This window comes from Paraburkholderia sp. NPDC080076, from assembly GCF_050281145.1.
GTDB lineage: Bacteria > Pseudomonadota > Gammaproteobacteria > Burkholderiales > Burkholderiaceae > Paraburkholderia.
Genome location: NZ_JBNNWQ010000002.1, coordinates 697,263 through 722,933 on the forward strand (window position 1 = coordinate 697,263; position 25,671 = coordinate 722,933).

Genomic DNA, 25,671 nt, shown 5'->3' on the forward strand with positions numbered 1-25,671 from the left:
GCCAGCCGCTCAACAAGCCCATCGTGACCGCCGCCGACCCGATCGCCGCCTATCTGTTGAATCTCGAACACGAGCGGCGGCTGTCGGCACATACGCTGCGCGGCTACACCCACGAACTCGAAGAACTCAAGCAGTTGGCCAAAGGCAGGCCGCTCGAAAGCCTGACCGCCGTGGACATTCGCGGCGCCGTTTCGCGGGCGCACGCGGGCGGTCTGACGGCGCGCTCAATCAGTCACCGGCTGTCGGCGTGGCGCGCGTTTTACCGCTGGCTCGCCGGCCGGGTCGATCTGCCGGCCAATCCGGTCGCGACCGTGCGCGCGCCGAAGCAGCCTAAAACGCTGCCCAAAGCGCTTTCCGTCGACGATGCCACGCGCCTGATGGAAAGTCCGCCCGCTGCATCGCCCGAAGGTTTGCGCGATCACGCCATGCTCGAACTGTTCTACTCGTCGGGGCTGCGGCTCGCGGAACTAGTCGGTCTCGATGCCCGTTTCGCCGATGCCGATGGCTACCGCTCGGCCGGCTGGCTCAAGCTCGATTCCGCCGAAGTCGAAGTGCTCGGCAAGGGCAATCGGCGCCGCGTCGTGCCGGTCGGCAGCAAGGCGCTGGAAGCCTTGAGCGCCTGGCTCGCCGTCCGTGACCAGATGGTGAAGCACGATCCGCATCCACTGTTCCTGTCGGTGCGCGGCAATCGTCTGTCGCCGAACGTCGTGCGCGAGCGCGTGAAGCGCGCGGCACTGGTCGCGGGCATTCCCGCCAATGTGCATCCGCACGTGCTGCGGCATTCGTTCGCCACGCACGTGCTGCAGTCGAGCGGCGATCTGCGCGCCGTGCAGGAACTGCTTGGCCACGCCAGCATCACCGCGACGCAGGTCTACACCGCGCTCGATTTCCAGCATCTCGCGCACGTCTACGATCAGGCGCATCCGCGCGCCAAAAAACGCGACTGACTCCGCAACTCGCGGCGTGCAGTCTCCGCCTTCGCTTTACCCGCCGCGTGCGCTAAGCCGCGCGGCCCATTGCTCTCTCTGACACCCTGATGAATACCGTTACGCTCAAACCGTCGAAAGAAAAGTCGCTGCTACGCCGCCATCCGTGGGTCTATGCCAACGCGATCGACCGGATCGACGGCAATCCCGCGCCCGGCGCCACCGTGCTGGTGCGCGCGCACGACGGCCGTTTTCTCGCGCGCGCGGCCTACAGCCCGCACTCGCAGATCCGCGCCCGCGTGTGGAGTTTCGACGAATCCGAGCCGATCGATCACGCGTTCTTCAAGCGGCGCGTGCAGCGCGCGCTCGCCCATCGTCAGACGATGGTCCACGACACCGGCGCGGTCCGGCTGATTTTCGGCGAGGCGGACGGCCTGCCGGGTTTGATCGTCGATCACTACGTTGCCGAGGACGAAGGCCAGCGCAGCCAGTTGGTCTGCCAGTTCATGGCGGCGGGCGTCGAGGCGTGGAAGGAAGCGATCGTTGCGGCGCTGACGGGCGCGACCGGCTGTCCGAATGTCTACGAGCGCTCGGACGTGTCGATTCGTCAGAAGGAAGGACTTGAACAGGTGACGGGCGTGCTGGCGGGCGAAGCGCCGTCGGAAGCGTTGATTGCGAGCGAAAACGGCGTGCGTTATCACGTCGACGTGCGCAACGGCCACAAGACCGGTTTTTACGTCGACCAGCGCGACAACCGCCTGCTGGTGCAACAGCTCGCGCAGGATCGCGAGGTACTGAACTGCTTCTGCTACACCGGCGGATTCTCGCTCGCAGCGTTGAAAGGCGGCGCCAAACGGGTGGTGTCGATCGATTCGTCGGGCGACGCGCTGGCGATCGCCCAGCAAAACGTGGCGGCCAATGGTTTCGACGCCGAACGCGCCACCTGGCTCGACGCCGACGCGTTCAAAACGCTGCGCCGCCTTTACGACGATGGCGAGCGCTTCGACCTGATCGTGCTCGATCCGCCGAAATTCGCGCCGTCGCGTGAACATGTGGACCGCGCGTCGCGCGCTTACAAGGACATCAACCTGACCGGGCTGAAGCTGCTGCGCCCGGGCGGCCTGCTCTTCACCTATTCGTGCTCCGGCGCGATCGACGCCGAACTGTTCCAGAAAATCGTCTCCGGCGCGGCCGCCGACGCGCGCGTGGACGCCCGGATTCTCAAGCGACTGGGGGCCGGCGTGGATCACCCGTTGCTCACCGCGTTCCCGGAAGGCGAATACCTGAAGGGCCTGCTGTTGCAAATCGCCTGATCGCCCATAGTTTTAGGGGATATTTCCGGCGCCACCGGCATCGGTGAAAGCGGGCTCGAACCGGAGCTCGCCAACGCCGGCTCGGCAGATATGTTTCAATAACCGCCTGGACAGGGCAGCGCGCCACTTGGCTGCGCGCCCGGCCTACGCATTCGCTATTCACCCGACTACGCACCGTTTCACGACAATACAGGCGACCAATATGATTCCAGTCACCATCCTGACCGGCTTTCTCGGCAGCGGCAAAACCACCCTGCTCAAGCGCATCCTGAATGAAAAGCACGGCATGAAGATCGCCGTGATCGAGAACGAGTTCGGCGAAGAGAACATCGACAACGAAATCCTCGTACAAGACACGGGCGAGCAGATCATCCAGATGAGCAACGGCTGCATCTGCTGCACGATTCGCGGCGACCTGTCGCGCGTGCTGGGCGATCTGGCGGCGCAGAAACAGTCCGGCAAACTGGATTTCGACCGCGTCGTGATCGAAACCACGGGCCTCGCCAATCCGGGCCCCGTTGCGCAGACGTTCTTCATGGATGACCAGATCGCCAACGAATTCCTGCTGGACGCGATCATCACGCTGGTCGACGCCAAGCACGCGAACCACCAGCTGGACGAGCACGAAGTCGTGCAGCGCCAGGTCGGTTTCGCCGACCGTCTGTTCATTACCAAGTCCGATCTGGTCGATGAAAAGCAACTGGCCGATCTGCGCCACCGCCTGCTGCACATGAACCCGAGGGCGGCGATCAAGGTCGTCAATTTTGGCGAAGCGGACATCAAGGAAATCTTCGACCTGCGCGGCTTCAACCTGAATTCGAAGCTCGAGATCGATCCGGACTTCCTCGTCGAAGACGAACATGCTCACAGCCACGCTCACGCTCATGACGAGCACGGCCACACTCACGACGATCACGCCGACTGCGATCACGACCACGGGCAGTGCGATCACGAAGGCCACGATCACGCGCATCACCACCATGCGCACCACGACGACAAGATCAAGTCGTTCGTCTACCGCAACGACCGGCCGTTCGATCCGAACAAGCTGGAAGACTTTCTCGGCGGCATTCTGCAGATTTACGGCGAGCGCCTGCTGCGTTACAAGGGCGTGCTGTATATGAAAGGCGTTGACCGCAAGGTGGTATTTCAGGGCGTGCATCAGATGATGGGCAGCGATCTGGCCGCGAAATGGCAGCCGATCGAGAAAAAGACCAACAAGATGGTGTTTATCGGCATCGAACTGCCGCAAGATCTGATCACCGACGGTCTGGACGCCTGCCTCGCGTGATATGCGTGGGCGTCCCGGCTTGTCCGGGGCTTGTCATTCAGTCGGAGCGACAGCCCGCTCGGCGCGGCGCGGCATGCGCCGTGCTGCCAAGCCCAAAATGGGTATATTCGTAAAGCGCGCGGCCGCCAAATCATCTGCTGAATCCGCCCGCCGGCAGCCGAAAGCTGACTGAAAAGTCGCGCGTGTGAAAAGCACGTGAAAACCCTGCTGTATTAAAGCGTGCGCGACCATCGCTTTTTGGTCGTGCGCGCGTTATATTTTCGGGATATCGGGGTGCCGCACGGGGATTTTCACCACTTGCGGTGCTAGATTGTGATTCAGTTACAATACGTGCCCACTGGAGAATGACAACGAATTGCCCGGTCAGCGCGTATTCCGCGCCGGGCCTGAAAGGCGCCGGAAAATCTTATCCGGACGATACGCCGACAATGCCGGCTGGCAGCGCCTGAAAAGGCGCGCTGTCGGCAAGCAATACCTCAGGAGCATCTGAGAATCGGTTTCCAGAGGAGTTCGGCCCCGCATTAGCGTTGCGACGCCCGGCGTGTGGGCGCCAGGCGCTTCGGCGTCACGACAGTCCATCGTCCGTGCCCGCCTTGGCGCTCCGCGTCCTCGAGGCGCATTTGCGGGCAATACGAAAGTGCGGGCACTATGTAAGAGTTTTGCCTCACATTGAAGAAGTAAGCCAGATGACGACGAAACGACTCTTGACCGAAGCCGAAATCCTGAAGATGAGCGACAAGGATTACATGAATGAGGATCAGCTCGCCTTCTTCAAGAACAAGCTCGAACAGTTGCAGGCGGACATTCTCCGCAATGCCGGCCAGACGACCGAAAACCTGCGCGAAACGGTAATCGTGCCGGACCCGGCCGACCGCGCAACGATCGAGGAAGAGCATGCGCTCGAACTGCGCACGCGCGACCGCGAGCGCAAGCTGCTGAAGAAGGTGCAGCAGTCGATCGCGCGCATCGATTCGGGCGACTACGGCTGGTGCGAAGAAACCGGTGAGCCGATCGGCATCCCGCGTTTGCTCGCACGGCCCACGGCCACCCTGTCGCTCGAAGCGCAGGAGCGCCGCGAACTGCGCCAGAAGCTGTTCGGCGACTGAAGGCTTGCGGCGCGGCTTCGGCTCCGCGCCCTGAAACGCTGCTTCGTCGAGAGGCGCACGGTGAGCCGTGCGCCTTTTTCTTTTGTGTGATGCTTTCTTTAGCGCTGCCTTGACGCTGGCGTTACGCGGCTTCCCGGCGAACGTCCGCTGCGGCTGTCTTTCTGTCTCTTCCCTTGCACGTGGTGCCCAGTCTTGCGCGCGTCGTCCGCTCCCCGCACCAATTCGCGTGTTTTTTGTCTTATGCCATTTGCCGGCTCTTGATATGACCGCGCACGCCCTAAAATAAATCGGACATGCGCTGCACGAGCGCGCGCCGGCCGGTTCGTTTGTTAGCGTCGCGTGCCGTCCGCTTTCAGGATTCATGCGGTAGCGCAGTGCGCTGCCGCGTCCTACCCGTTTTGCAAAGAGGAACGCATATGGAGCAATTTCACGGCACGACGATCGTCTCCGTGCGCCGCGGCGACAAGGTCGCGCTCGGCGGCGACGGCCAGGTGACGCTGGGCAACATCGTCATGAAAGGCGGTGCGAAGAAAGTCCGGCGCATCTATAACGGCAAGGTGCTGGTCGGCTTCGCCGGCGGCACAGCCGACGCCTTCTCGCTGCTCGACCGCTTCGAAGCGAAGCTGGAAAAACATCAAGGCAACCTCACGCGCGCCGCCGTCGAACTCGCCAAAGACTGGCGCACCGACCGTATGCTGCGCCGTCTCGAGGCCATGCTGATCGCCGCGGACGCCACCACCACGCTGGTCATCACCGGCAACGGCGACGTGCTCGATCCGGAAGGCGGCATCTGCGCGATCGGCTCGGGCGGCGCCTATGCGCAAGCCGCCGCGAAAGCGCTCTCCGACAACACTGACCTGTCGCCCCGTGAAATCGTGGAGAAGTCGCTGGAGATTGCCGGTGACATGTGCATCTACACGAACCATAACCGCGTTATCGAGACGATCGAGTAAGGACCCACGATGAGCACCATGACCCCTGCCGAGATCGTCTCGGAACTCGACAAACACATCATTGGCCAAGGCCGCGCGAAAAAAGCGGTGGCCGTGGCGCTGCGCAATCGCTGGCGCCGTCAGCAGGTTGAAGATCCGCTGCGTCAGGAAATCACGCCGAAGAACATTCTGATGATCGGACCGACCGGCGTCGGCAAGACCGAAATCGCGCGGCGTCTGGCGAAACTGGCCGACGCGCCGTTCATCAAGATCGAAGCGACCAAGTTCACCGAAGTCGGCTATGTGGGCCGTGACGTGGACAGCATCGTGCGCGACCTGATCGAAATCTCGGTCAAGCAGACGCGCGAAACGGAAATGCGCAAAGTGCGGACCAAGGCCGAAGATCAGGCCGAAGACCGCATTCTCGACATTCTGCTGCCGAGCGCGCGCCCGGTTGGCTTCGGCGCAAGCTCGAGCGCGGCTGATACCGTCGACGAAGGCAGCACCACGCGCCAGACATTCCGCAAGCGCCTGCGCGAAGGCCTGCTCGACGACAAGGAAATCGAGCTCGACGTGGAACAGCCGCAAGTCGGCATGGACATCATGGGGCCGCCGGGCATGGAAGACATGACCGAGCAGATCCGTTCGATGTTCGCGAACATCGGCGGCGGCAAGAAAACGCGCCGCAAGATGAAGGTGAAGGAAGCGCTAAAAGTCCTCACCGACGAAGAAGCCGGCAAGATGTTGAACGACGAAGAGGTGAAAACCAAGGCGGTACAGAACGTCGAGCAGAACGGCATTGTGTTTCTCGACGAGATCGACAAGATCGCCTCGCGCAACGAAGCCGGCGGCGGCGAAGTCTCGCGGCAGGGCGTGCAGCGCGATCTGTTGCCGCTGGTCGAAGGCACCACGATCAACACCAAGTACGGCATGGTGAAGACCGATCACATTCTGTTCATCGCGAGCGGTGCATTCCACCTGGCCAAGCCGAGCGATCTGATTCCCGAACTGCAAGGCCGCTTTCCGATTCGCGTCGAACTGGACTCGCTCTCGGTGAACGACTTCGAATCGATCCTGGTGTCCACGGACGCGAGCCTCGTCAAGCAATATCAGGCACTGCTCGCCACCGAAGACGTGCACCTCGAATTCGCCGACGATGGCATTCGCCGCCTCGCCGAGATCGCGTACTCGGTGAACGAGAAGACCGAGAACATCGGTGCACGGCGTCTCTACACGGTGATCGAAAAGCTGCTCGAAGAAGTCTCGTTCGCGGCCGGCAATCACTCGGGACGGACGGTGCAGATCGACGCGGCTTATGTCGATCGCGCGTTGAACGAAGTAGCGGAAGACGAGGATCTGTCGCGCTACGTGCTGTGATGTCGAAGCCGCGATCCGCTCAGGCTGTTGCCGTGTTCACAGCTTGAGGCGGATCGGATGCGACGCACATAAAAAAGGGCTGCCTTTTGACAAGGCAGCCCTTTTTTCTGCTTACGGCAAGCGGTGCCAAGACACCGTCTCTTACTGTTTGACCGGCCGCTTTGCCAGCTTGCGTTGCAGCGTGCGTCGATGCATGTTCAACGCGCGCGCGGTAGCGGAAATATTGCCGCCGTGCTCGGCGAGCACGCGTTGAATATGCTCCCACTCCAGCCGCGCCACCGACAACGGCGTGGGATGCTCGATCGCCTCTTCTGCTTGCAGTGCGCTCGCCTCACTTTGCAGCGCCGACAGAATCGTCTCGACGTTGGCAGGCTTGGCCAGGTAATTATCGGCACCGTCTTTCACTGCCTGCACCGCGGTGGCGATGCTCGCATAGCCGGTCAGCACCAGCATGCGCGCGTCGGGCTGCAAATCGCGCAAGGGCGCGACGAGCGTCAAACCGGAGTCGTTGCCGAGATGCAGATCCACCGTGATCTGGCTGAACTTCTGCTGATTCGCCAGCTTGATCGCCTCATCAGCGTTGTGCGCTTCGCTCACCGTGTAACCGCGCCGGGTGAGACCGCGGGCGAGGATGCCGGAGAACACCTCATCGTCGTCGATCACCAGAAAATTCATGTCGCTCATGCCTGTTTCTCCGTGTTGGATGGCGCAGCGCCTTGACGGCCTTTGCCAGAAATTTTGCGCCCGGCGAGCGGCAGCTTCAGGACCGCGCGCGTGCCACGCGGCTTGATCGTGCTGACATCGGTCAGTTCGATCGATCCCTTCAGACGCGCCGCCGCCGAAAAAGCCAGATAGAGGCCCACGCCGTGTCCACCTTGCGTACTCTCGACCGGCGCCGCGCCGAGCGAGCCACGCAACGTAGCCGGAATGCCCGGGCCCGCATCACATACTTCAAATACGATCTGGTCGCCGCGTGACGCCAGCGTGCAGGACAGCGTCACGTGATCGCGGCTTGCACGCGCGGCGTTGTCGAGCAAAATCGTGAGAATCTGGCTCACGGCCACCGTATCGTCAAGACTGACATCTTCCGGCGGCACGCCGATCCGCTCGAATTTCACATGCGGATGACGCAAGCGCCACTGCTCGCCGAACGATTCGAGCCACTCGCCGACCTGCTGCCGGTTGGTGGTTGTCGACGCCCGGCTGCGCAAGCGCGCAAGCGCCGACGTACACAATGTCATTTGTTGCTCGAGCAGTTCGAGATCGGCGCTATAAGGCGCAAGTCCCTTATCGGAACGCGCTGCATCTCGCAATTCTTCGGACAACATGGCAATTGTAGACAACGGCGTACCGATTTCGTGCGCAACGGTGGCGGCCTGCACACCCAGAGCGACCGCGCGTTCGTCGTGAAGCAAGCGCTGCTGCGCGTCTCCGAGCGCTGCGTCACGTAGCCGCAATGCTCGCGACATGCGCGCAACGAACCATGCAATGAGGCCGACACTGACCATGAAGTTCACCCACATGCCCGCGCGGTAGTAGTCGAACAGGTTCGCGGGATTGTCGAGATTCAGCGGCACGGAATCGAAACCGAGGACCGCGTAGCAGGCCACGGCGAACGCCGCGAGCCATGCCATCAGATGCCACGGCAGCACGGCCGCGGCGATGGCGAGCGAAGGCAAATAGAGCGAAACGAATGGATTGGTGGTGCCGCCTGAGAGGAACAGCAGCGCGGACAACGCGCCCAGATCGACCCAGATCTGGCCGAACAATTCCATGTTGGATTCGGGGCGCTGCTGCGAGACGCGCCACCATGTAATCCCGTTGAAGATCACTTCGAGCGCGATCACGAGCAGCATGGCGGGCAACGGCAGGTGCACACCGATGAAGATCTGCACGAACGCGATCGTCATCAACTGGCCAATGATCGCGAGAGAGCGTAGCCAGAACAGATGTCCGAGATTGACGCGGCCGGTGTTGGTTATTCGATGCATGACTTTAATTTACCTGTTCGGACTAGTCCGACTTACCTCGCGGCTTCGCGCCGGTAACATGGAATTTTTGCGATAGCGCCTAATGGGGACGATCTTTTCTTCGATTCCTCCATCGTGCAACCCATCCATGCTACCTACTTCCGACAACGAGGCCGATGCCTCCTCAGCTTTCCTGACTGTTCTGCGACAAGCCGCCGCAGCTAGGCAATACGGCACGGCACAGGCCGAAGCTGAATGCCTCGACGCCGCGGCGCGAATTCATCCGCTCGACTATGTGTCGCTCGATTCGCTCATCGCCAGGCTACTCGAACAACACCGTTCCGGCGACGCAGTCGAACTCGCCGCCATTATTGCTCAACTCGATCCGCACAACGCGCTTGCGCACTTTCGTCTCGGCCACACGCTGCAGATGGCGAATCGGCATCACGAGGCCATCGCCCCGTACCGTCATGCACTCGCAATCGATCCGCGATTGCCGCGCCTACGCAACAATCTCGCCGCCGCACTGACGTTCACCGGCGGCGACCTGAACGAACAGATCGCGCTTCTGGAAAGCGCCGTCCGCGATGAGCCTGACGATGGCAACGGCTGGACCAATCTCACGCACGCTTACCGCACGAATATGGATCTGCCGCGCGCGCTCGAAGCCGGCGCAAAGGCCGTGCAATGCGCACCGCATAGCCCGCTGGCGCACAACAACTATGCGCTGACGCTGCGTGAGGCGCAACGCTGGGACGACGCGATGCAAGCCGCCCAAACCGCTTGCGCGCTGGCCCCCAACGACGCCTCCATGCACTCCAATCTCTCCATGCTGCAACTCGTGCGTGGCGACTACGCGCACGGCTGGGCATCGCACGAGGCACGCTGGGACGGCTCTTCGGAATTGGGCGGCAAGCGTCCTGTGATGCCGGCGCCGCTTTGGCGTGGCGAACCGCTCGCGGGCAAGACGCTGCTCGCGTGGGGCGAACAGGGCATGGGCGACCTCCTGCAGTTCTGCCGCTATATCCCGATGCTGGCCGAGCGCGTCCATCGCGAAGGCGGCCGTCTCATCTGGAATTCGTTTCCGCAGATGGGCGCGCTGCTTTCGCGCAGCCTCGGCGGTCATGCAGACGAGTTTTCGGCCGGCGGCGGCGTCGAATCGCTACCCGCGTTCGACTACGAGATTCCGTTGCTGAGCCTGCCGCTAATATTCGACACGCACGAGGAAACGATTCCGGCGGCACCCTATTTGCGCGCGGACCCGGCAGCCGCCAAGTCGTGGCAAAAGCGGCTTGCTGGCGAATCGCGACTCAAAGTCGGACTGACATGGACGGGCAGCCACGGCCATCAACGCAATCCGTTCCGGCGTGTCGGCTGGGAACGCTATGCGGCTTACTTCGGCGGCATGCAGGACGTGGCGTTCTATTCATTGCAACCGGGTGCCGGCGCGGACGTGGCGGCGGCACACGCGGCCGGCTTGTCGATGACCGACTACACCGCCGAATTCGCCACCTTCGACGACACCGCCGCGTTCGTGGGCGCGCTCGATCTTGTCATTACGGTTTGCACTTCTGCGGCGCATCTTAGCGGTGCAATCGGCCAGCGCACCTGGGTATTGCTCGACGTCAACCCGCACTGGGTCTGGTTGCTCGACCGCGGCGACAGCCCGTGGTATCCAAGCGCCACGTTGTATCGGCAGCCGCAATTCGGTCAGTGGGAGCCGGCGCTGGAAGCCGTCGCGCGTGATTTGAGCGCGCTTGCGGCCCAGCACCGCCGTGCGGCTTGAGCCAGTGACGCTTTCGAGGCTGGTGGCGCTCGTGGCCGGCGCTTTCATGGCCGGTGGGGCGTCCGCGCGGGTCTAAGGCGCTCGCCAAGCCGGCGATGCTCGCGTAGGCCTATGGCGCTACCGTAAGCCGATGCTGACCGAGTAGGCCGGCAGAGCCACCGCGACGCCTCCGTAAGCCGGCGGAGTCCCCATAAGCGCCTGATACTGCTCTCAAACAGCGCGGCTTCCGTCGGCCTTAACGCCGATCACGCACCGCCCGGCCGCCCCTGAGCCACCCGCGCTATCTCCGCCGCAAGACACTCCGGACACAGACAGCGCCCGCTCGAATCGAGCCGATCCGCCGGCAACGGCGGCATCTCACGGCACCAGCAGTCAAAGGGTTGCCCATGCATGGCGCAATCGAACGCGTTGCCGCAGCGCGGGCAGCGCGCGCTGCTTTCAGAGCGGGAAACGGACGGTTTCATGACGGGCCGGATACCCTCGCTTCAGCCTGGATCAGGAAATGATGCCACGACTGGCGAACCGTCGTGAGTCGTCCGTTCGGCTAGTTCACGGGTGCCTCCAAAGCGCGGTACGCTTCCTCGTCCGATTGGCGTCCGTGGCATGTCATTGCGCGGCGCGCAAACCCGGTAATGCCCGCCGCCCGCGCAACTATCGAAAACCCTGTTGCAGCGCGCCAGTCCTGTACAATTCGCCCTGTTTTAACTGTCCCGTGCCTGAGCCTGCCGCCATGTCCGAGCTTCCCGACCTTTCGCAGATCGCGCCCACCCTGAAGGCTGAAATCCTGGCCGAGGCGCTTCCCTACATTCGTCAGTATCACGGTAAGACCGTGGTGATCAAATACGGCGGCAACGCCATGACCGAAGAGCGGCTCAAGCAAGGCTTCGCGCGCGACGTGATCCTGCTCAAGCTGGTCGGCATCAATCCGGTCATCGTGCACGGCGGCGGTCCGCAAATCGACCAGGCGCTGAAGAAGATCGGCAAACAGGGCACGTTCATCCAGGGCATGCGCGTCACCGATGAAGAGACGATGGAAGTCGTCGAATGGGTGCTCGGCGGCGAAGTGCAGCAGGACATCGTCACGCTGATCAACCATTTCGGCGGCCACGCGGTCGGCCTGACGGGCAAGGACGGCGGCCTGATCCACGCGCGCAAGATGCTGATGCCGGATCGCGACAATCCGGGCCAGTACGTCGATATTGGCCAGGTGGGCGAAGTCGAGGCGATCAACCCGGCGGTCGTGAAGGCGCTGCAAGACGACGCCTTCATTCCGGTGATCTCGCCGATCGGCTTCGGCGAAGACGGCCTGTCGTACAACATCAACGCGGATCTGGTCGCGGGCAAGCTGGCGGTCGTGCTGAACGCCGAAAAGCTCGTGATGATGACCAACATCCCCGGCGTGATGGATAAGGAAGGCAATCTGCTGACCGATCTGTCGGCGCGCGAAATCGACGGCCTGTTCGCCGACGGCACGATCTCCGGCGGCATGCTGCCGAAAATCTCGTCGGCGCTGGACGCGGCCAAGAGCGGTGTGCGTTCGGTGCACATCATCGACGGCCGTATCGAGCACTCGGTGCTGCTGGAAATTCTCACCGAACAGCCGTTCGGCACGATGATCCGTTCGCATTGATTCCTGCCTCAAACCCGGCGCACGCGGCACGTCAACTCGGCGCGCCCTGTGTGCCGTGCCTTTGCGTCGGCCAGTCGTACGGCGCGCACAGCGTCTTCGGCGGCTCACAACGCGCCGCCATGGCGCGCCTACCCGCTCTCCCCTCTTTTTTCATCAGCCGCACCGTGAACCGTTCGCGTTCGCCGCGTGAGGCTACTGTCCGCGTCTGAACGGCGCCCTCCATCATGCGCACTCCCACTTCCCGACGCCGCCGACCGCACATCGCAGGAGGCCGTCCGGTCTGGCTGTTCGATCTCGATAACACGCTGCATCACGCATCGCACGCGATCTTTCCGGCAATCAATCAAGGGATGACGCAGTACATCATCGACGCGCTGCAAGTGGACATCGACGAAGCCAACCGGCTGCGCACCGGCTACACGCAACGCTATGGCGCAACGCTGCTGGGCCTGACGCGCCACCATCCGCTCGATCCGAACGACTTCCTGAAGGTCGTGCACACCTTCCCGGATCTCGGCTCGATGATCCGCCATGAACGCGGCGTCGCACGCCTCGTGGCTGCCCTGCCGGGTCGCAAGATCGTGCTGACCAACGCGCCCGAAGCCTATGCGCGCGCGGTGCTCGCCGAACTGCGGATCGAGCGTCTGTTCGAACAGGTAATCGCCATCGAGCACATGCGCGATCGCCGCCGCTGGCGCGCCAAGCCCGACCACGCGATGTTGCGCAAAGCCATGCGCGACGCGCACGTTTCGCTGAAGGACGCGATCCTCGTCGAAGACACGCGCTCGCATCTGAAGAACTATCGGCGGCTCGGCATCCGCACGGTGTGGATCACCGGCCATCTGCCGCGCAAGCCGCACGCGGACGGCGTGCCGACGCGCCTGCCGGGCACCGGCCGGCCGCACTATGTCGACCGGAGCATTCGTTCGTTAAAATCGCTACGACTGAGCACCCGCTCGGTTCGATTGAAAAGACAGCAGACGGGACGACAGCCATGCAGCCGATCGACAAGCCTGACGAAGTCTTAACCGAACACGAACCGACCAGCACGCTCGCCGCGCCGCGCGCGCAGCGCCTGAAGCCGGGCGAGCGCCGCGTGCACATCCTCCAGACGCTCGCCGCGATGCTGGAGGCGCCCAAGAGCGAAAAGATCACCACTGCGGCGCTCGCCGCGCGGCTGGGCGTATCGGAAGCCGCGCTGTACCGTCATTTCGCCAGCAAGGCGCAAATGTTCGAAGGGCTCATCGAGTTCATCGAGCAGACTATCTTCGGGCTGATCAACCAGATCGCCGACAAGGAAAGCAACGGCGTGCTGCAGGCGCGCTCGATCGCGCTGATGCTGCTCAACTTCCCGGGGAAGAATCCCGGCATGACGCGCGTGCTGACGTGCGAGGCGCTGGTCGGCGAGCATGAACGGCTCACCGAGCGCGTCAATCAGATGCTGGAGCGCGTCGAGGCGTCGTTGAAACAATGTCTGCGCCTCGCGCAGATGGAGGCGAACACGGCTGAAAGCGCCGTCCCACTGCCCGCCGGCTACGATCCCGCGATCCGGGCGAGCCTGCTGCTGAGCTACATCATCGGCCGCTGGCACCGCTATGTGCGCAGCGGCTTTGCGCGGCCGCCCGCTGAACACGCCGACGCGCAATTGCTCCTGATTCTTCAGTAGTCCGCGTGGCATGCGCCGCGCCATGCTCTGCGCCCGCGACGTTGCCGCATGAAAATTTCCGCTATACTTTGCGCCTGACTGCGGCACCCCGATGCATGCGGGACCGCTGTCCGCAACACCCTGAACACCTGCTTGAAAACCATATACGCGCCGATTTGCTGACTCGATTGCGGGCGCGCGAACTGCCGGGAACGTTTCCGACAGTTCACTATAAATGCGGCTAAAGAGGTCGTCAGCCGCGCACACAGTCGTTCCTCCGTGCCTTTGCCGACGCCGTTTAGCCGCCCTGTTTTGATAAATGGCGGAATGAATGGAATCGATCGGTATCGTCGCTCCCCAAAAAATGCATTTCACCGAGCCGCTGCAGTTGCAGAACGGAAGCTCGCTCGCCGGTTACGACCTGATGGTCGAGACCTACGGCACGCTCAACGCCGCGCGTAGCAACGCGGTGCTGGTGTGCCACGCGCTCAACGCCTCGCACCATGTGGCAGGCGTATACGCCGACAATCCCAAGGACATCGGCTGGTGGGACAACATGGTCGGGCCGGGCAAACCGCTCGACACCGACAAGTTCTTCGTGATCGGCGTGAACAACCTGGGATCGTGCTTCGGCTCGACCGGGCCGATGAGTATCGACCCGGCCACCGGCCATCCGTACGGCGCGACGTTCCCCGTCGTGACGGTGGAAGACTGGGTCAACGCCCAGGCGCGCGTCGCCGATCAGTTCGGCATCACGCGCTTCGCCGCGGTGATGGGCGGCAGCCTCGGCGGCATGCAGGCGCTCGCGTGGAGCATGATGTATCCGGAGCGCGTCGGCCACTGCATCGTGGTTGCGTCCACGCCCAAGCTGTCGGCGCAGAACATCGCGTTCAACGAGGTCGCGCGCTCGGCGATCCTGTCGGACCCCGACTTCCACGGCGGCAACTACTACGCGCACAACGTGAAGCCGAAGCGCGGCTTGCGTGTCGCGCGCATGATCGGCCACATCACGTATCTGTCGGACGACGACATGGCCGAGAAATTCGGCCGCTCGCTGCGCCGCGCGGAAGGCGCGCTGGACGCGTACAACTTCAACTTCGACGTCGAGTTCGAGGTGGAGTCGTACCTGCGCTACCAGGGCGACAAATTCGCCGACTACTTCGATGCGAACACGTACCTGCTGATCACCCGCGCGCTCGATTACTTCGATCCGGCCAAGGCCTTCGAAGGCGATCTGACGGCCGCGGTCGCGCACACGACGGCGAAATACCTGATCGCCAGCTTCTCGACCGACTGGCGTTTCGCGCCGGCCCGCTCGCGCGAACTGGTAAAGGCGCTGCTCGACCACAAGCGCACGGTCACCTACGCGGAAATCGACGCACCGCACGGCCACGACGCCTTCCTGCTCGACGACGCGCGCTATCACAACCTGATGCGCGCCTACTACGAACGTATTGCGAACGAGGTGAACGCATGAACCAGCGAGCACTCGATTACCTGGCGCTGCGCCCGGACTTCCGCGCGATCGCCCGCTGGGTCGAACCGCGCGCCACGGTGCTGGATCTGGGCTGCGGCGACGGCTCGCTGCTCTCGCTCCTGACCGAGGAACTGGACGTGCAGGGCTACGGCATCGAAATCAACGACGCCGGCGTGCTGGCGTCGACGCAAAACGGCGTCAACGTGATCCAGCAGAATCTGGAAGACGGCCTGCGCCTGTTCGAAGACGCCAGCTTCGATTTCGCGATTCTGTCGCAGACGCTGCAAACCATTCATCAGACGGCCGCGATCCTGCGCGAGACCGTGCGGGTCGGCAAGGAATGCATTGTGTCGTTCCCGAACTTCGGTTACTGGGCGCATCGGCTCTCGGTGCTGCAGGGCCGCATGCCGGTGTCGAAGTCGCTGCCTTATCAGTGGCACAACACGCCGAACGTGCGGGTGCTCACGATCGAGGATTTCGAGGCGCTGGCGCCGGAAGTCGGCATCGAGATTCTCGACCGCGTGGTGCTGCACGACGGGCAGGTGGTGCGGTGGGGCGTGAACTGGCGTGGTAGTCTTGCGGTCTATCGCGTCAAGAAAAGCTAACGCAAGTTATCCACATGTCGAACCCGCCGCACGAGGCGCCTGCACTTACCGCTCACGAAGAACATCCCGGCTGGCGCGCGTTCCTGAATACGCGCATGCTGATCTGCGTCTTTCTCGGCTTTACGTCGGGATTGCCGCTGTTCACGCTCGTCTATCTGGTGCAGGCGTGGTTACGCTCCGAAGGCGTCAATCTGAAGGAAATCGGCCTCTTTGCGCTGATCCAGTTCCCGTACACCTGGAAATTCATCTGGGCGCCGCTGATGGACCGCTACGTCCCGCGTTTTCCGGGCTGGCGTCCGGGCAGACGGCGCGGCTGGATGCTGGTCACGCAGATTCTGGTGGCCGGCGCCATCGCCACCTTGGGATTCGTGTCACCTAAAGATTCGATCTGGACGGTGGCGGCATTGACGGCGCTGGTCGCGTTTTTTGGCGCAAGTCAGGACATCGTGATCGACGCCTACCGGCGCGAGCTGCTGAGCGACACGCAGCAAGGGCTCGGCAACGCGGTGCATGTGAACGCGTACAAGATCGCGGCATTGGTGCCGGGCTCGCTCGCGTTGATTCTGTCCGATCATTTGCCGTGGACCACCGTTTTCATCGTGACGGCCGCGTTCATGTTGCCCGGCATGGTGATGACACTGGTGGTGCGCGAACCCGCGGTCCACGGCACGCCGCCCAAGAACCTGCGCGATGCGATCGTGCAGCCGTTCAAGGAATTCATTCAGCGCGACGGCTGGCGCGGTGCGCTGTTCGTGCTCGGTTTTATCTTTCTGTACAAGCTCGGCGACACGATGGCGACCACGCTGTCCACTTCGTTCTTTCTCGACATCGGCTTTTCGCGCACGCAGATCGGCGTGATCGCGAAGACCACCGCGTTCGGCGCGAGTCTGGCGGGCGGGATCGTCGGTGGGATCTGGCTGATGAAAATCGGCATCGGCCGCGGGCTGTGGATCTTCGGCGTCCTGCAGATGGTGTCGACGCTCGGCTTCGCGTGGCTCGCGCATCTCGGACCGGCTTCGCCCGGTCTCGTGGCGATCTACGACATCGCCGTCTGGCTGAGCGAGGGCACGACGAAGCTGCTCGCACTGGTGGGCGTCGATTGGGCCGTGCAGCTCGAGCCGCGTTCAGTCGCGCTGGCGCTCGTCTACGGCTTGGAAACCTTTGCCACCGGTCTGACGATGGCGGCGTTCACCGCCTATATCGCCAGCACCACCGATCCGCGCTATACGGCCACTCAGTTCGCGCTCTTCACGAGCCTCGCTTCGGTGCCGCGCACGCTGGCTTCGGCGGCGAGCGGCTACGTGGTCGCGCAGATCGGCTGGTTCGATTACTTCATCGTCTGCACCGCGCTGGGGTTGCCCGGCATGTTGCTTCTGCTGCGCATCGCGCCGTGGAGGACGCGGTCGTGAAGGCGTTTCTTTCGAAGGGCGCGCTGCGCTCGACTACATCCCGGCGTCCTGCGCTCAAAGCCAGCCGCGTCGTACCGCACGCAGTATGGGCGCTCGGCTGGATGGGCCTGGCGTTGACCACGCCATCGAGTGTCTACGCAGCGGCCGCGCCGGCAGCCGCCACCAGCGCACCCGCAGCGGCTCCGGCGGCCGCACCGGCCACGACGGCCGCGCCGACGGCGAAGTCCGCAGCGACTGCCGCGAGCCCGGAAAGCGCGACGTCGGCGGCACAAGGCGCGAATAGCGCCACCAGCGCGCCGGGTGCCGGCAGCGCGCCCGCTGCTGCGACGCCGCCCTCGCCGCCTGCATCGCCCTCGTCACCTCAATCGACGCAGCCGCCGCCGGCCCCGGTCACGGCCAGAACGCCCGCTGCGACAGCTTCGCCTCCCGCGGCCGCCAAGGCGCCTGCCCTCCCGTCGATGCCCGCGCCGGCGTCCGCATCGTACAGCCCGAACACGCAGCTACGTTACGGCGGCTACCTGGTGTTCCGCAACCTGATCCCATCGCCGATGCTCGAGGCGCAAGCCGCCGAAGAGTTCGAACAGATCGCCTACGGCGCCGAACACGCGAACCGTCTGTACGGCGACACGGACGCGCACGTCACGCGCGTGCGGTCGACCGTCGACAAGATGATTCCGTACTCGCTGAAATGGAACGAGCGGGCCAAGAACTGGAAGTGGGATGTGGCAGTGGTGCGCTCGCCCGATATCCGCATGTACTGTCTGCCGGGCGGCAAGATCGTCGTCTACGGCGGCCTGCTGGATCGCGCGCGTCTGAACGACAACGAGCTCGGCATGCTGATCGGTCATGAGATCGCGCACGCGCTGCGGGAGCATGCGCGCGAGCGGCTCGGCCAACTGCAGGCGAGCCAGCTCGACTCGTCCGGCACGATCCCGCAGCTGTTCGGGCTCGCCGATCTGGGCGCGGCCCCGCTCGGCATCGGTTCGCGCCTGCTGGAAATGAAGTACGAGAATACCGACGAGACCGAAGCCGACGTGATCGGCAGCGATATTGCGTCGCGCGCCGGCTTCGATCCGCGCGCGGCGGTCACGCTCTGGGACAAGCTGGCGCAGGCCACGCGCAGCAACCGCGATCAGGGCTTCATCTACGTGCATCCCTACACGCCGGCGCGCCGCCAGGACATCATCAAGCGCTTGCCCGACATGCTGCCGTTGTACGCGAAGGCGATCGGCAAAACGGTGGACGCGCTGCCGGACTACGCCGGCATGGGCCTTCCGCGCCGCAAACTGGTCCGCGATTGAATTGCGCGGGCCGAATGCGCCCACGGATCTTCTCTGACGAGACAAATTCGGCGTTGATTTCGGCATCGCGTGCCACGCCGCGAGTTGTGCTTACTTCTTGACCTTGTGGTCGTAATCCACCGTCAGCGGCGCGTGGTCGCTGAACTTGATATCGCGGAACACGTCGGTGCGTTTCGCCTTGCTCGCGATACCCGGCGTCGCGATCTGATAATCGATCCGCCACCCGACGTTCTTCGCATACGCCTGACCGCGATTGCTCCACCACGTGTACTGTTCGGGCCGCTGGTCGAGCGTGCGGAACACGTCGACGTAACCCACTTCATCGAACAGTTTGGTGAGCCATGCGCGCTCTTCCGGCAGGCAACCTGAGTTCTTCTGGTTGCTCTTCCAGTTCTTGATGTCGATTTCCTTGTGGACGATGTTGACGTCGCCGCACACGATCACTTCACGCTCCTGAGACAGTTCCGCGAGATGCGGCATGAACTCGTCCATGAAACGGTATTTGGCCTGCTGGCGTTCGTCGCCGCTCGAACCCGACGGCACATACACCGAAATCACCGACAGCTTGCCGAAACGCAGTTCGACATAGCGTCCTTCCGGGTCGAACTCCTCGCTGCCGAAACCGATCACCACTTCGTCCGGCTCGTGACGCGTGTACACGCCCGCGCCGCTGTAACCCTTCTTCACGGCGTGCTGGAAATAGCCGGTGAAATTGTGCGGGGCCATGAATTCCGGCGTCATGTCGTCCTGCGAGCATTTGATTTCCTGCACGCACAGCACGTCGGCCTTCTGTTCGCCGAACCAGTCGAAAAAGCCTTTCTTCGCCGCTGAGCGGATGCCGTTCAGGTTCGCGGTAATCACACGCAACATGTCGTTCCTTTTATGTTCGATTCGTTGATGAAGCGAAAGGGCACGGTCACTCGACCTTGATGCCCTTCAGCGATTCTTTGGCGGGCGGATATTCGAGCTTGAGCGCTTCGAACGTGCGCAACAGCAACTCCGCGACCATCACATTACGATGCGTCTTCGAGTCGGCCGGGATCACATACCACGGCGCGTACTCCGTCGAAGTCGCGGCCAGCGCGTCCTGATATACCGCCTGATATTTGTCCCACTGCTTGCGCGCTTCGAGATCGGCGACGTCGAATTTCCAGTGTTTGCTCGGATCGTCGATGCGCGCCTGCAGCCGCGTACGCTGCTCGTCTTTCGAAATGTGCAGCATGCATTTGACGATGGCCGTGCCGCTATACGCCAGCAACTCTTCGAACTGGCGGATGTGGCAGCAGCGTTGCACGAACGCTTGTGCGTCCAGAGTGCCGAGCACGGTGGGCACCAGCAGATCTTCGTAGTGACTGCGGTTGAAGATCGTCAGTTCGCCGGCGGCCGGCGCTTGCGAATGCACGCGCCAGAGAAAGTCGTGCGCGAGTTCAACGGGCGTCGGCGCCTTGAACGGCACGATGCGCAAGCCGAGCGGATCGACTTCGTGAAACACCGCGCGGATCGTGCCGTCCTTGCCGCTCGTGTCCATACCCTGCAGCACCAGCAATACGCGGCGCGTCTGCTGCGCGTGCAAGCATTCCTGCAAGGTGTCGAGCTTCGCGCCGATCTCCGACAGACGCGCCCTGTCGGTGTCTTTCGAACCGCTCGAAAATGGCTTGGCGGCCGGGTCGAAGTCGCTCAGAGAGAATTTGCTTTTTTTCTTGCCGTCGTCGAAATACGGCACGCGGAAATCGTCGAGTTCGGGTTGCTTGGCCATCCACACACTCCGTGATCTGCGTTTAAAAAGACCCGCAAATGAAACGGGCCGTTGCCCCACTTTCGTTTCCGGCAACAGCCCGCGGTGGCTGAAGCGTGACGCCTCAGCCGTGCTTCTCTAGTTCAGCTTCAACTCAGGACAGCTTCTTCTTCAGCAGTTCGTTCACCTGCGCCGGATTGGCCTTGCCCTTGGTCGCTTTCATTGCCTGGCCGATCAGCGCGTTGAACGCCTTTTCCTTGCCAGCGCGGAATTCTTCGACCGACTTCTGGTTCGCGGCAAGCACTTCGTCGATGATCGCTTCGAGTGCGCCGGTATCCGAAATCTGCTTCAGCCCCTTCGCTTCGATGATGCGATCGGCGGCGGCTTCGTCGGTGGCCTTCTCTTCCCAGATCGCGAGGAAAATTTCCTTGGCGATCTTGTTGGAGATCGTACCGTCGGCGATACGCTGCAGCAGCAACGCGAGTTGCGCGGACGACACCGGGCTCTCAGTAAAGTCGAGACCTTCGCGATTCAGTTGCGACGACACTTCGCCCATCAGCCAGTTAGCCGCGGCCTTGGCGTTGGCCGGCCCGACTTTGCTCACCACCGCTTCGTAGTACGCGGCCATGGCTTTGCTCGATGTCAGCACGTTGGCGTCGTACGGCGTCAAACCGTATTGCGACACGAAGCGCTGTTGAATCGCCACCGGCAGTTCCGGCATCTCGCTCTTCACGCGCTCGACCCACGCCGCGTCGATCACGAGCGGCATCAGATCGGGATCGGGGAAATAGCGGTAATCGTGCGCGTCTTCCTTGCTGCGCATGGAACGCGTTTCGCGCTTGTCCGGATCGTACAGACGCGTTTCCTGCACCACCGTGCCTCCGTCTTCGATCAGTTCGATCTGACGGCGCACTTCGTACTGGATCGCTTCTTCGAGGAAGCGGAACGAGTTCAGGTTCTTGATCTCGGCGCGCGTGCCGAATTCGGCCTGACCGACCGGACGCACCGACACGTTGGCGTCGCAACGGAACGAGCCTTCTTGCATGTTGCCGTCGCAGATGCCGAGCCACGTCACGAGCGTGTGCAGCGTCTTGGCGTAGGCGACCGCTTCCGCCGCGCTGCGCATTTCCGGCTCGGTGACGATTTCGAGCAACGGCGTGCCGGCGCGATTCAGATCGATGCCGGTCATGCCCGCGAAGTCTTCGTGCAGCGACTTGCCCGCGTCTTCTTCGAGGTGAGCGCGCGTGAGGTTGACGACCTTCTCGTACGCTTCCTTGCCCGCCTTTTCGTTGGCCGGAACCTGAATCGTCACCTGGCCGCCCTGCACGACGGGGATTTCGTACTGGCTGATCTGATAGCCCTTCGGCAGATCGGGGTAGAAATAATTCTTGCGCGCGAAGATGCTGCGCGGCGCCACCGTCGCGCCGATCGCGAGGCCGAACTGGATCGCGCGCTCCACAGCGCCGCGGTTCATCACCGGCAACGTGCCCGGCAAGGCCAGATCGACCGGGCTGGCTTGCGTGTTCGGCGCGGCGCCGAATTGCGTCGCGGTACCGGAAAAAATCTTCGATTGAGTCGACAGTTGCGTGTGGGTCTCCAGACCGATCACGACTTCCCATTGCTTGGCCATGGTGCTCACACTCCTGCCGGTGCTTTGCGGTGCCAGTCGGTCGCACGCTGGAACGCGTCGGCCACCTGCAGCATCCGGGCTTCATTGAAATAGTTGCCGATGATCTGCAAACCCACCGGACGCTGCGCATTCGCGCCCGCGCCGAAACCGCACGGCACGCTCATGCCCGGCAAACCGGCGAGGCTCACCGACAACGTGTAGATGTCGGCCAGATACATCTGCACCGGATCGTCGCCCTTCGCGCCGAGGTCCCACGCAACCGTTGGCGCGACCGGGCCCATGATCACGTCGCACTGCTTGAACGCTTCCTGGAAGTCCTGCGCGATGATGCGGCGGATCTTCTGCGCCTGCAGGTAGTACGCGTCGTAATAGCCGTGCGACAGCACGTACGCGCCGACCAGAATGCGGCGCTTCACTTCCGGGCCGAAACCTTCGGCGCGCGACTTCTTGTACATGTCGAGCAGATCGCGATACTCCGCGGCGCGATGACCGAAGCGCACGCCATCGAAACGCGACAGGTTCGACGACGCTTCCGCCGGCGCGATCACGTAGTACACCGGAATCGACAACTCCGTTTTCGGCAGCGAGACTTCGACCAGCGTCGCGCCGAGCGCTTCGTATTGCTTCAGCGCGGCGTCGATCGAGGCGCGCACGTCGTCGGCAAGACCGGCGCCGAAATACTCTTTCGGCAGGCCGATGCGCAAGCCGGCGAGCGGCTTGCTGGCGCTGTCTTCTTTCCACGGCTTGCCGAGGTAGCGCGTGTAGTCCTCGTCGTCGCGCACGAGGCTGGTCGAATCGCGTTCGTCGAAACCGGCCATGGCGTTGAGCAGCGTCGCGCAATCGGCGGCGCTCTGCGCCATCGGACCGCCCTGATCCAGCGACGAGGCGAACGCGATCATGCCGTAACGCGACACGCGGCCGTACGTCGGCTTGATGCCGGTGATGCCGGAGAACGACGCCGGCTGACGGATCGAGCCGCCGGTATCCGTGCCGGTTGCGGCAGGCGCGAGGCGCGCGGCCACGGCCGCCGCCGACCCGCCCGACGAACCGCCCGGCACAGCCTTAACATCCCACGGATTCTGCACGGGACCAAAGTACGAATTCTCGTTGGACGAGCCCATCGCGAACTCGTCCATATTGGTCTTGCCCACGCACACCATGCCCGCCTTCTGCAGACGCGCGACCACGGTCGCGTCGAACGGGCTCTCGTAGTTCGACAGCATTTTCGAGCCGGCGGTGGAGCGCCAACCCTTGGTGACGAACACGTCCTTATGCGCGATCGGCACGCCGACCAGCGGGCCGGCGTGGCCGGTATGGAGCAGCGCGTCCGCGGCTTTCGCCTGCGCGAGCGTCAGTTCGGGATCGACCTGGATGAATGCATTCAGGCTGTTGGCCGCGTCGATCCGCTTCAGATAGAGCTGCGCCAGTTCGACTGCGGAGCATTCCTTGGCCGTCAATGCGGCGCGCAGTTCGGTCAAACTTTTTTCATGCATTGCGTTTTATCCTGAAGAGCGCGGCAGCGTAGTCACGCTGCCGTGGAGGCGTTCGGCTGCCCGCCGGCAAGCCGAGCCGAGGAAGCCGGAGACAACGGTCATGCAAGCGCCGGAGCCACGAGGCGAGATGCCGCTGGTGGCACATCGCCGGAAGGCCGGCTCGCGCGCCGCGCCCGGCTCGATGCGCGGGTTTTACTCGATCACCTTCGGCACGAGGTACAAGCCTTCCTGCACAGCCGGCGCCGGGCGCTGGAAAGCTTCGCGTTCGACCGTTTCGGTCACCGCGTCGTCACGCAGACGCAGCGCGACGTCTTCGATCTGCTCGATCGGATGGGCAAGCGGGGCGATGCCGGTGGTATCGACCGCCTGCATCTGCTCGACGAGGCCGAAAAAATCGTTGAGCTGGACAAGCGTGTGCTCAGCGTCGGCGTCGGCCAGTTCGAGCCGCGCAAGATGCGCGATGCGTTTTACATCGGTCAGGGTCAGAGCCATGCAGTCACCGGAAAATGTGGTGGACTGCCGCAGCACGGAAAAACAACGCTGCGACAGCGGGTTACGACGCTGGAGGAAGACCTCGAAAAAGGGGCCAGCGGAGGCAAAAAGTGCCGTCCGTTTCCTTCAAAACATCCAAAATTATAAGGTATCATTACGCGTTCGACCCAAACCCGGACCGACTTACCAAGGCCTTTCTGAACAATTCCCAAAGATAGTTCGGATTTTTCTGACCTGGCTTTGCACCGGCCTCCGGTAGACTCCCTCGCAGCTTCAAGTTCCTGTGGCGCCGCTTCCGCCCGGTTGAAGCTGTTATTTTTTCCGCTGCCGCCCTGCGCAACCATTGCGAGGCCCGGCTTCCAGCGAGACAGGATTTTGAATGTTCGGTTTTTTGCGCAGCTACTTCTCCAACGATCTGGCCATTGACCTCGGTACGGCCAACACGCTCATTTACATGCGTGGCAAGGGCATCGTACTTGATGAACCGTCGGTGGTCTCGATCCGCCAGGAAGGCGGTCCCAACGGTAAGAAAACCATCCAGGCAGTCGGCAAGGAAGCCAAGCAGATGCTCGGCAAGGTGCCGGGCAACATCGAGGCGATCCGCCCCATGAAAGACGGCGTGATCGCCGACTTCACCGTCACCGAGCAGATGATCAAGCAGTTCATCAAAACTGCTCACGAATCGCGCATGTTCTCGCCGTCGCCGCGCATCATCATTTGCGTGCCGTGCGGTTCGACCCAGGTCGAACGCCGCGCCATCAAGGAAGCCGCGCACGGTGCGGGCGCTTCGCAGGTGTACCTCATTGAAGAACCCATGGCCGCTGCAATCGGCGCCGGCCTGCCGGTGTCGGAAGCCACCGGCTCGATGGTCGTCGACATCGGCGGCGGCACGACCGAAGTCGGCGTGATCTCGCTCGGCGGCATCGTGTACAAGGGCTCCGTGCGCGTGGGCGGTGACAAGTTCGACGAAGCCATCGTCAACTACATCCGCCGCAACTACGGCATGCTGATCGGCGAGCAAACCGCCGAAGCCATCAAGAAAGAAATCGGTTCCGCCTTCCCGGGTTCCGAAGTCAAGGAAATGGAAGTGAAGGGCCGCAATCTGTCGGAAGGCATTCCGCGCAGCTTCACCATCTCCAGCAACGAAATTCTCGAAGCCCTCACCGATCCGCTGAACCAGATCGTGTCGTCGGTGAAGATCGCGCTTGAACAGACTCCGCCGGAACTGGGTGCGGACATCGCCGAGCGCGGCATGATGCTCACAGGCGGTGGCGCACTGCTGCGCGATCTGGACCGCCTGCTCGCCGAAGAAACCGGCCTGCCGGTGCTCGTCGCCGAAGACCCGCTGACCTGCGTTGTGCGCGGCTCGGGCATGGCGCTCGAACGCATGGACAAGCTGGGCAGCATCTTCTCGTACGAGTAAGCGAGCCCGTCTCCATGTCAGTAGCGCGGATCAGGCAAACGGCCCCTTGCGGGCCGGTTTGCCGTTGGCTGGGCCTACCAGCCTCCGCGTGCTGAACGCGCGTCCCTCGCGCGCCGCCGTCTCACCCAAC

23 protein-coding genes are annotated in these 25,671 nt (G+C 62.9%); 15 read left to right on the forward strand and 8 right to left on the reverse strand.

Annotated features, from left to right (window positions below; all coding sequences use genetic code 11):
• The first annotated feature begins 23 nt into the window (after positions 1-23).
• The 6 genes from xerC (at position 24) to hslU (ending at position 6,945) form a co-directional block, all read left to right on the forward strand.
• Positions 24-947 (forward strand): tyrosine recombinase XerC, encoded by a 924-nt coding sequence (gene xerC / locus ACQKRQ_RS10505; RefSeq protein ID WP_132376390.1) that lies wholly within the window; start codon positions 24-26, stop codon positions 945-947.
• A gap of 89 nt (positions 948-1,036) precedes the next feature.
• Entirely contained in the window at positions 1,037-2,239 is a 1,203-nt protein-coding gene (locus tag ACQKRQ_RS10510; protein ID WP_408176225.1) for a class I SAM-dependent rRNA methyltransferase, read from the forward strand.
• Between the two features lie 202 nt (positions 2,240-2,441).
• Complete coding sequence (locus ACQKRQ_RS10515; RefSeq protein ID WP_132376392.1) at positions 2,442-3,530, forward strand: CobW family GTP-binding protein; 1,089 nt, start codon at positions 2,442-2,444, stop codon at positions 3,528-3,530.
• A 686-nt stretch (positions 3,531-4,216) separates the two neighbouring features.
• Positions 4,217-4,636, forward strand: coding sequence for an RNA polymerase-binding protein DksA (gene dksA, locus ACQKRQ_RS10520; protein WP_012431412.1), 420 nt, complete (start codon positions 4,217-4,219; stop codon positions 4,634-4,636).
• Positions 4,637-5,052: 416 nt separating this feature from the next.
• Complete coding sequence (gene hslV, locus ACQKRQ_RS10525; RefSeq protein ID WP_132376393.1) at positions 5,053-5,589, forward strand: ATP-dependent protease subunit HslV; 537 nt, start codon at positions 5,053-5,055, stop codon at positions 5,587-5,589.
• Between the two features lie 9 nt (positions 5,590-5,598).
• Positions 5,599-6,945 carry an ATP-dependent protease ATPase subunit HslU gene (gene hslU / locus ACQKRQ_RS10530; RefSeq protein WP_132376394.1) on the forward strand — a complete coding sequence of 449 codons (1,347 nt, stop codon included), beginning with the start codon at positions 5,599-5,601 and terminating at the stop codon, positions 6,943-6,945.
• A 141-nt stretch (positions 6,946-7,086) separates the two neighbouring features.
• On the opposite strand, the gene ACQKRQ_RS10535 is transcribed toward hslU, so the two are convergent.
• Both ACQKRQ_RS10535 and ACQKRQ_RS10540 read right to left on the reverse strand, forming a co-directional pair.
• On the reverse strand, positions 7,087-7,629 hold the full coding sequence (locus ACQKRQ_RS10535) for a response regulator transcription factor (protein WP_012431409.1): 543 nt from the start codon (positions 7,627-7,629) through the stop codon (positions 7,087-7,089).
• Positions 7,626-8,936 carry an ATP-binding protein gene (locus ACQKRQ_RS10540; RefSeq protein ID WP_427476787.1) on the reverse strand — a complete coding sequence of 437 codons (1,311 nt, stop codon included), beginning with the start codon at positions 8,934-8,936 and terminating at the stop codon, positions 7,626-7,628. The genes ACQKRQ_RS10535 and ACQKRQ_RS10540 overlap by 4 nt, the downstream gene beginning before the upstream one ends.
• 127 nt (positions 8,937-9,063) lie before the next feature.
• Here ACQKRQ_RS10540 and ACQKRQ_RS10545 point away from each other — a divergent pair, with 127 nt between their 5' ends.
• On the forward strand, positions 9,064-10,701 hold the full coding sequence (locus ACQKRQ_RS10545; RefSeq protein WP_427476789.1) for a hypothetical protein: 1,638 nt from the start codon (positions 9,064-9,066) through the stop codon (positions 10,699-10,701).
• Between the two features lie 245 nt (positions 10,702-10,946).
• Here ACQKRQ_RS10545 and ACQKRQ_RS10550 read toward each other — a convergent pair whose 3' ends face one another.
• On the reverse strand, positions 10,947-11,165 hold the full coding sequence (locus ACQKRQ_RS10550; protein WP_132376397.1) for a cysteine-rich CWC family protein: 219 nt from the start codon (positions 11,163-11,165) through the stop codon (positions 10,947-10,949).
• Between the two features lie 266 nt (positions 11,166-11,431).
• Here ACQKRQ_RS10550 and argB point away from each other — a divergent pair, with 266 nt between their 5' ends.
• From argB to ACQKRQ_RS10585, 7 genes are all read left to right on the forward strand, one after another.
• Entirely contained in the window at positions 11,432-12,331 is a 900-nt protein-coding gene (gene argB, locus ACQKRQ_RS10555; RefSeq protein WP_007179687.1) for an acetylglutamate kinase, read from the forward strand.
• 224 nt (positions 12,332-12,555) lie between these two features.
• Positions 12,556-13,359 (forward strand): pyrimidine 5'-nucleotidase, encoded by an 804-nt coding sequence (locus ACQKRQ_RS10560; protein ID WP_132376398.1) that lies wholly within the window; start codon positions 12,556-12,558, stop codon positions 13,357-13,359.
• Positions 13,326-13,997: a nucleoid occlusion factor SlmA gene (slmA, locus tag ACQKRQ_RS10565; RefSeq protein ID WP_427476792.1), complete on the forward strand. Its 672-nt coding sequence runs from the start codon at positions 13,326-13,328 to the stop codon at positions 13,995-13,997. Before ACQKRQ_RS10560 ends, slmA begins: the two co-directional genes overlap by 34 nt.
• Positions 13,998-14,307: 310 nt before the next feature.
• Entirely contained in the window at positions 14,308-15,453 is a 1,146-nt protein-coding gene (gene metX, locus ACQKRQ_RS10570) for a homoserine O-succinyltransferase MetX (protein WP_132376400.1), read from the forward strand.
• Complete coding sequence (gene metW, locus ACQKRQ_RS10575) at positions 15,450-16,058, forward strand: methionine biosynthesis protein MetW (protein ID WP_132376401.1); 609 nt, start codon at positions 15,450-15,452, stop codon at positions 16,056-16,058. The genes metX and metW overlap by 4 nt, the downstream gene beginning before the upstream one ends.
• Positions 16,059-16,072: 14 nt before the next feature.
• Entirely contained in the window at positions 16,073-17,467 is a 1,395-nt protein-coding gene (locus tag ACQKRQ_RS10580) for an AmpG family muropeptide MFS transporter (protein ID WP_132376402.1), read from the forward strand.
• Positions 17,464-18,768: a M48 family metallopeptidase gene (locus ACQKRQ_RS10585; RefSeq protein WP_427476795.1), complete on the forward strand. Its 1,305-nt coding sequence runs from the start codon at positions 17,464-17,466 to the stop codon at positions 18,766-18,768. The genes ACQKRQ_RS10580 and ACQKRQ_RS10585 overlap by 4 nt, the downstream gene beginning before the upstream one ends.
• Before the next feature lie 90 nt (positions 18,769-18,858).
• Here the strand turns inward: ACQKRQ_RS10585 and ACQKRQ_RS10590 are convergent, their stop codons facing one another.
• The 5 genes from ACQKRQ_RS10590 to gatC all read right to left on the reverse strand — a co-directional run bounded on the left by ACQKRQ_RS10590 (position 18,859) and on the right by gatC (position 24,118).
• Positions 18,859-19,638: an exodeoxyribonuclease III gene (locus ACQKRQ_RS10590; RefSeq protein ID WP_012431400.1), complete on the reverse strand. Its 780-nt coding sequence runs from the start codon at positions 19,636-19,638 to the stop codon at positions 18,859-18,861.
• Positions 19,639-19,684: 46 nt separating this feature from the next.
• Positions 19,685-20,524 carry a PPK2 family polyphosphate kinase gene (locus tag ACQKRQ_RS10595; protein ID WP_132376404.1) on the reverse strand — a complete coding sequence of 280 codons (840 nt, stop codon included), beginning with the start codon at positions 20,522-20,524 and terminating at the stop codon, positions 19,685-19,687.
• A 133-nt stretch (positions 20,525-20,657) separates the two neighbouring features.
• A complete protein-coding gene (gene gatB / locus ACQKRQ_RS10600; protein WP_427476798.1) occupies positions 20,658-22,133 on the reverse strand; it encodes an Asp-tRNA(Asn)/Glu-tRNA(Gln) amidotransferase subunit GatB in 1,476 nt (491 codons plus the stop codon).
• A 5-nt stretch (positions 22,134-22,138) separates the two neighbouring features.
• Positions 22,139-23,626, reverse strand: coding sequence for an Asp-tRNA(Asn)/Glu-tRNA(Gln) amidotransferase subunit GatA (gene gatA, locus ACQKRQ_RS10605; protein WP_427476800.1), 1,488 nt, complete (start codon positions 23,624-23,626; stop codon positions 22,139-22,141).
• A 192-nt stretch (positions 23,627-23,818) separates the two neighbouring features.
• The gene (gene gatC, locus ACQKRQ_RS10610; protein ID WP_132376407.1) at positions 23,819-24,118 is read right to left on the reverse strand and encodes an Asp-tRNA(Asn)/Glu-tRNA(Gln) amidotransferase subunit GatC; all 300 of its coding nucleotides are present in this window, start codon (positions 24,116-24,118) and stop codon (positions 23,819-23,821) included.
• 379 nt (positions 24,119-24,497) lie between these two features.
• Between gatC and ACQKRQ_RS10615 the strand changes: the two genes are divergently transcribed.
• Entirely contained in the window at positions 24,498-25,541 is a 1,044-nt protein-coding gene (locus tag ACQKRQ_RS10615) for a rod shape-determining protein (protein WP_004189550.1), read from the forward strand.
• Positions 25,542-25,671 lie beyond the last annotated feature (130 nt).